The following is a 6,294-nucleotide window of genomic DNA, read 5'->3' on the forward strand; positions in this document are numbered from 1 at the left end:
CCCCCCAGCCGAGCACCCGGGTTCAGACCTCCCCGCCACCGACCCAGACACCACCCGACCGGGTCACCCCCTCGCCGAGCCGGACGGCATCGGCCTCTCCGGGGGTCACGACGCCGCCCGTCGTTCCGACGACGGCACCGGCGCCGACCGAAACCACCACCCTCGTACCCTGACGACCCGGTCGAGGGACGGCTCGGGGAGCGGGCCGGCACCGAATGGCACCGGAACCCGGGGGTGGGGCGTCCCAGTGCGCCTGTGGCCGAGTTCACCCGGACGCGCCCGGCCCGAACATGCCCTCCACCAGGCCCGGCACTAGCATCTGGGTGAGATGCACCATCGTCTCGACGATGCGTCGGGGCGCCCTAGCGCCCCCAGACATGACCTTTCCGGCCCATCGGCTGGGCCGATCCGGAGGAGCTTTCATTGCCGAAGGCACCAGCGGGCACGCTGTACCGCGGTCGAGAGGGTATGTGGTCCTGGGTGGCCCACCGGATCACCGGTGTCCTGGTCTTCTTCTTCCTCTTCGCCCACGTGCTCGACACCGCTCTCGTCCGGGTCTCCCCCACGTCGTACAACGAGGTGATCGAGGTCTACAAGAACCCGGTCGTCAACCTGCTCGAGGTCGGCCTGGTCGCGGCGGTGCTGTACCACGCCCTCAACGGCATCCGGATCATGTTGATCGACTTCTGGGAGTCCGGCCCGAGGTACCAGAAGCAGATGCTGTACGTCGAGCTCGTCATCTTCGTCGTGCTGCTGGTTCCGGCCGCCTCCCGAATGCTGCTGCACACCTTCGAGACGCTGTTCGGGAGCACGACCTGATGACGGCAACCGCTCCCCCCGGTGGCCCGGCGGGCCCGCGCGCGCCGGAACTCGTCGCGCCCCGCGCCCCCGGGCTCTCCCGCCGGCGGGGGAAGCCGGGCAGCGCCAAGGCGCGCACCAACTTCGAGCTCTACGCCTGGGTGTTCATGCGGGTCAGCGGCCTGCTGTTGTTCTTTCTGGTGCTCGGTCACCTGTTCATCATGAACATCCTCGACGGCGGTGTGCAGCGGGTGAACTTCGGGTTCGTCGCCGGCCGCTGGGCGTCACCGTTCTGGCGCACCTGGGACCTGGTGATGCTGCTCCTGGCGGAGCTGCACGGCACCAACGGCCTGCGCACGATCATCAACGACTACGCCGGGCGGCCCCAGACCCGGTTCTGGCTGAAGACGCTGCTCTATACCTCGGCGTTCCTGGTCGTCGCCCTCGGCACCCTGGTCATCTTCACCTTCGATCCCGATATCTGAACGCGCCGGTGATCTCGTGACCCCAGCATCGGACGGATGGAGGTAGGCGTGCAGGTCCACAGGTACGACGCAGTCATCGTCGGTGCGGGCGGAGCCGGCATGCGTGCCGCCATCGAGGCGGGCACCCGCTGCCGGACCGCCGTGCTCACCAAGCTCTATCCCACCCGCTCGCACACCGGCGCGGCGCAGGGCGGCATGTGTGCCGCCCTGGCCAACGTCGAGGAGGACAACTGGGAGTGGCACACCTTCGACACGATCAAGGGCGGTGACTACCTGGTCGACCAGGACGCCGCGGAGATCATGGCGAAGGAGGCCATCGACGCTGTCCTCGACCTGGAGAAAATGGGGCTGCCGTTCAACCGGACACCCGAGGGTCGCATCGACCAGCGCCGGTTCGGCGGCCATACCCGCGACCACGGCAAGGCCCCGGTGCGCCGCTCCTGCTACGCGGCGGACCGCACCGGGCACATGATCCTGCAGACGCTGTACCAGCAGTGCGTCAAGCACGACATCGAGTTCTTCAACGAGTTCTACGTCCTCGACCTGCTGCTGCAGGAGGGCGCGGCGGCCGGGGTGGTCGCCTACGAGCTGAAGACCGGAGAGATCCACGTCTTCCAGGCCAAGTCGGTGGTGTTCGCCACCGGCGGTTTCGGCAAGGTCTTCAAGGTCACCTCCAACGCGCACACGCTGACCGGTGACGGAATGGGTCTGGCGTTCCGGCGGGGCATCCCGCTGGAGGACATGGAGTTCTTCCAGTTTCATCCGACCGGCATCTGGAAGATGGGGATTCTGCTCACCGAGGGTGCCCGCGGCGAGGGCGGAATCCTACGCAACAAGGACGGCGAACGCTTCATGGAGCGCTACGCCCCGACCATCAAGGACCTTGCGCCACGCGACATGGTGGCTCGCGCCATCTACACCGAGATCCGTGCCGGCCGCGGCTGCGGCCCGGACGCCGACCACGTCTACCTCGACCTCACCCACCTGCCGCCGGAGCAGCTCGACGCGAAGCTGCCCGACATCACCGAGTTCGCCCGGACCTATCTCGGCATCGAACCGTACAACGACCCGATCCCGATCCAGCCGACGGCGCACTACGCGATGGGCGGCATCCCGACCAACGTGGACGCGCAGGTGCTCGCGGACAACGACACGGTCATGCCCGGTCTGTACGCGGCCGGCGAGGTGGCGTGTGTGTCCGTGCATGGCGCGAACCGGTTGGGCACCAACTCGCTGCTCGACATCAACGTATTCGGCCGGCGGGCCGGCATCGCCGCCGCCGAGTACGCGAACGCGACCGCACGGCACGCCGACCTCCCGGAGAACCCGGCGTCGTTCGTCGAGGACCTGCTCGGACGCCTGCGCGCGGGCGCCGGAACCGAGAACGCGGCTGCGATCCGGCGCGAGCTGCAGGAGTCGATGGACGTCAACGCCTCGGTGTACCGGACGGAGGCGACGCTCAAGCAGGCGCTGAGCGACATCTCCGGCCTCAAGACGCGTTACCAGCGGGTGGGCGTGTCCGACCGGGGGCGTCGCTACAACACCGAACTACTCGAAGCGGTGGAGCTCGGCTTCCTGCTGGACCTCGCCGAGGTCCTGGTCGTCGGGGCGCTGGCCCGCAACGAGTCCCGCGGGGGCCATTCCCGTGAGGACTACCCGAACCGGGACGACGTCAACTTCATGCGCCACACGATGGCCTACCGGTCGGGGCCGCTGGTGGCCGCCTCGCCGGAGGCGGAGATCCGCCTAGACTACAAGCCGGTTGTCATGACCCGCTACCAGCCGATGGAGCGCAAGTACTGATGACAGTCACCCTCAAGATCCGTCGCTACGACCCGGAGACGGTCGACGAGGCGCACTGGGAGAGCTACCAGGTGCCGTTCGATCCGAGCGACCGGCTGCTCGACGCGATCATGTGGGTCAAGTGGAACCTCGACGGGACGCTCGCCTTCCGCCGGTCCTGCGCGCACGGGGTGTGCGGCTCGGATGCGATGCGGGTCAACGGCGCCAACCGCCTCGCCTGCAAGGTGCTGGTGAAGGACCTCGGCTCGGAGATCACTATCGAGCCGATCAAAGGTCTGCCGGTGGAGAAGGACCTCATCGTCGACATGGAACCGTTCTTCGACGCGTTCCGGGCGGTGAAGCCCTACCTGATCACTGACGACCACGAGCCGACCCGCGAGCGGCTGCAGTCCGCCGAGGACCGGGCCCGCTTCGACGACACGACCAAGTGCATCATGTGCGCGGCGTGCACCACCGCGTGCCCGGTGTTCTGGACCGACGGCGACTACTTCGGCCCGCAGGCGATCGTCGCGGCCCACCGGTTCATCTTCGACAGCCGTGACTCCGGTACCGACGAACGCCTGGAGATCCTCAACGAACGCGAGGGGGTCTGGCGTTGCCGGACCACCTTCAACTGCACCGACGCCTGTCCACGCGGCATCCAGGTGACCAAGGCCATCCAGGAAGTCAAGCGGGCGCTGTTGTTCCGCCGCGTCTGAGCCTTCCTCCCGGCCGGTCATGCGGTGTCCACCGCGAGCGCGAACGGCAGCACCGACGGCGCTCCGGCCTGCCGGAGCAGTCGAGCGGCGACCGTCATCGTCCAGCCGGTGACGATCCGATCATCGATGAGCAGCATCGGACCGCCGAGCTCGCCCAGGGCGGCGGCAAGGGCCGGGGAGACGGTGAACGCATTCCACAGGCCGGCGAGCCGGTGCGCGCTGTTGTGCACCTGCCCGGTGTGCGGCCCGTCGGCGACCCGGTCGAGCTGCCCCAGCAGCGGCAGGCGTCCGATGGTGGCAATGCGCTCGGCGAGGCTCGCGACGAGCCGGGGCCGGCTCCGGGACGCGATCGACACGACGGCCACCGGCCGCCGCTGCCATCCCCAACCGGCGAGCGTCGCGACCACCGCCTCGACGAGATCGCCGGGAAGCGGGCCGTCGAGGGCACCGGGCACAGCGGAGCCGGGCACAGCGGAGCCGGGCGCGGCGAGGGTGGCAGGCGTGAACATCGGGCGCAGCCGGTTTCCCCAGCCCACATCGCTGAGTCGGGCGAGCGCCCGCCCGGGCTCGGCACCGGCCGACGCCGGGATACGCCCGGCCAGGTCGACCCCGAGCCGGCCCATCCCCGTCGGCCACATCCGCCGCGGTTCGACCGGGACGCCCGCCCGGTGCAGCTCATCCCGGGCCCGCGTCCGCGAGAACTCCGAGACCGCGGACGACCACGACCGACCGGTGCACCGGTCACACCGCCCGCAGGCCGCCGCGTGGGGATCGTCAAGCTGCCGGCGCAGGAACTCCATCCGGCAGCCGGTCGTCACGATGTAGTCAAGCATCGCCTGCTGTTCCCGAGACCGTGCCGCGGCGACACGCCGGTAACGCTCCTCGTCGTACGACCAGGGCTCACCGGTACTCGCCCAGCCGCCCCTGACCCGCCGGACCGCCCCGTCGGTGTCGAGAACCTTCAGCATCTGGTCAAGCCGGCTGGGGCCGAGGTCGACGGACGCGAGCAACGCCTGGGTCGACAGCGGCCGGTCGGCGGCCGCGAGCACTCCGAGCACCCGGCGGACGACGTGCTCCGGCGGAAAAGAGGTGTCCGCGAAGTAGCGCCAGATGTCCCGGTCCTCAGCCGCCGGGAGGAGCACGACCTCGGCCGTATCGAGCGCACGGCCGGCCCGGCCGATCTGCTGATAGTAGGAGATCGGCGACGACGGAGCCCCGACGTGGACGACGAAGCCGAGGTCCGGCTTGTCGAAGCCCATTCCGAGCGCGCTGGTGGCGATCAGTGCCTTGACCCGGTTCGCGAGCAGGTCCTCCTCGGCGGCGATGCGCTCGGCCGCCTCGGTGCCACCGTGATACGTGGTGACGGCATGACCCTGACCGCGCAGAAAGATGGTCAGCTCCTCCGCCGCCGCCTTCGTCAGCGTGTAGACGATCCCCGATCCGGGCAGCTCGCCGAGATGGTCGGCGAGCCAGCCGAACCGGTGCTCGGCCTGCGGCAGCGACACGACCGCGAGCCGCAGGCTCTCCCGATCGAGACTCCCGCGCAGCACCAACGTCCCGGCGGACGCTGGGCCGGCGGGAGCGGAGGTTCCGAGCTGCTCACTGACGTCCTCGACCACGCGGGTGTTGGCGGTGGCCGTCGTGGCCAGCACCGGGACCCCCGGACGCAGCCCGGCGACGAGGGTACGCAGCCGCCGGTAGTCGGGCCGGAAGTCGTGCCCCCAGTCGGAGATGCAGTGCGCCTCGTCGATGACGAGCAACCCGGTGGTAGCGGCGAGCTCGGGCAGGTAGTCGTCCCGGAAGGTCGGGTTGTTCAGCCGCTCCGGCCCGACGAGCAGCACGTCGAGCTCGCCCGACCGCAACGCCGCGTAGACCTCGTCCCACTCGGTCACATTGCCGGAGTGAATCTCGCCGGCGCGGATGCCCAGCCTCGCCGCGGCCGCCGCCTGGTTGCGGATGAGCGCGAGCAACGGGGAGACGATCACCGTCGGTGCAGCGCGTCCCGCTGCACCGCGGAGCAGTGCCGTGGCGAGGAAGTACACCGCCGACTTGCCCCAACCGGTGCGCTGGACGAGCAGCACCCGGCGCCGGTGGGTCACGAGCGCGTCGATGGCCTGCCACTGGTCCTCGCGCAGCGCCGCGGCCGGCCCGGCAAGCGCCCGCAGCAGCTCCTCCGCGCGCTCCCGCAGCCCACCGGGCACCGGGTCCGCCGGGTCCGGAGCATGCGCGACCGGCGACGCCGGGCCGGAAGCCACCGGAAGCGCGGAGGTCGTCTCGTCTGCTGCCATGAGAGGTGTCTACCCGACGCCACCGACAAGATCGGATCGCCCCAGGTCACAGCCGCTTCCGCACCGGAGACGGCGTGGTGGGCCGCGGTCAGCAGCATCCCAGCGATCGACACCCGCGAACCCGGCCCCGCCTGGGCACGGTCACCACCGGGGTACGGCCGCGACGGCCCGAGGCGGAGCGACTGCGGCATGTTAGGGCCTGTTTGGGAAGTTCATCGGGGC

At 69.9% G+C, this 6,294-nt stretch carries 6 protein-coding genes; 4 read left to right on the forward strand and 2 right to left on the reverse strand.

The features are described from left to right. Window positions 1-22 precede the first annotated feature (22 nt). Window positions 23-160 (reverse strand): hypothetical protein, encoded by a 138-nt coding sequence (locus ACY5KJ_RS16475; protein WP_462203784.1) that lies wholly within the window; start codon window positions 158-160, stop codon window positions 23-25. A gap of 263 nt (window positions 161-423) precedes the next feature. Here ACY5KJ_RS16475 and sdhC point away from each other — a divergent pair, with 263 nt between their 5' ends. Genes sdhC through ACY5KJ_RS16495 form a run of 4 tightly spaced genes read left to right on the forward strand, consistent with a single transcriptional unit; the run spans window position 424 to window position 3,784 of the window. After that, window positions 424-819 (forward strand): succinate dehydrogenase, cytochrome b556 subunit, encoded by a 396-nt coding sequence (sdhC, locus tag ACY5KJ_RS16480; RefSeq protein ID WP_462186661.1) that lies wholly within the window; start codon window positions 424-426, stop codon window positions 817-819. Continuing rightward, entirely contained in the window at window positions 819-1,283 is a 465-nt protein-coding gene (locus ACY5KJ_RS16485; RefSeq protein WP_462186660.1) for a succinate dehydrogenase hydrophobic membrane anchor subunit, read from the forward strand. Before sdhC ends, ACY5KJ_RS16485 begins: the two co-directional genes overlap by 1 nt. A gap of 48 nt (window positions 1,284-1,331) precedes the next feature. After that, complete coding sequence (gene sdhA, locus ACY5KJ_RS16490) at window positions 1,332-3,086, forward strand: succinate dehydrogenase flavoprotein subunit (protein ID WP_462203785.1); 1,755 nt, start codon at window positions 1,332-1,334, stop codon at window positions 3,084-3,086. Next, the gene (locus ACY5KJ_RS16495; protein WP_462186658.1) at window positions 3,086-3,784 is read left to right on the forward strand and encodes a succinate dehydrogenase iron-sulfur subunit; all 699 of its coding nucleotides are present in this window, start codon (window positions 3,086-3,088) and stop codon (window positions 3,782-3,784) included. Before sdhA ends, ACY5KJ_RS16495 begins: the two co-directional genes overlap by 1 nt. 17 nt (window positions 3,785-3,801) lie before the next feature. On the opposite strand, the gene ACY5KJ_RS16500 is transcribed toward ACY5KJ_RS16495, so the two are convergent. Next, entirely contained in the window at window positions 3,802-6,072 is a 2,271-nt protein-coding gene (locus ACY5KJ_RS16500; RefSeq protein WP_462186657.1) for a DEAD/DEAH box helicase, read from the reverse strand. Window positions 6,073-6,294: the final 222 nt, after the last annotated feature.

The sequence above is a fragment of the Frankia sp. CcWB3 genome, from assembly GCF_977927595.1.

Excerpts from the sequence above, each read along its gene's own strand:
- ACY5KJ_RS16500 (WP_462186657.1), bottom strand. The coding sequence starts at position 6,072 with ATGGCAGCAGACGAGACGACCTCCGCGCTTCCGGTGGCTTCCGGCCCG.
- ACY5KJ_RS16495 (WP_462186658.1), top strand. The coding sequence starts at position 3,086 with ATGACAGTCACCCTCAAGATCCGTCGCTACGACCCGGAGACGGTCGAC.
- ACY5KJ_RS16485 (WP_462186660.1), top strand. The coding sequence starts at position 819 with ATGACGGCAACCGCTCCCCCCGGTGGCCCGGCGGGCCCGCGCGCGCCG.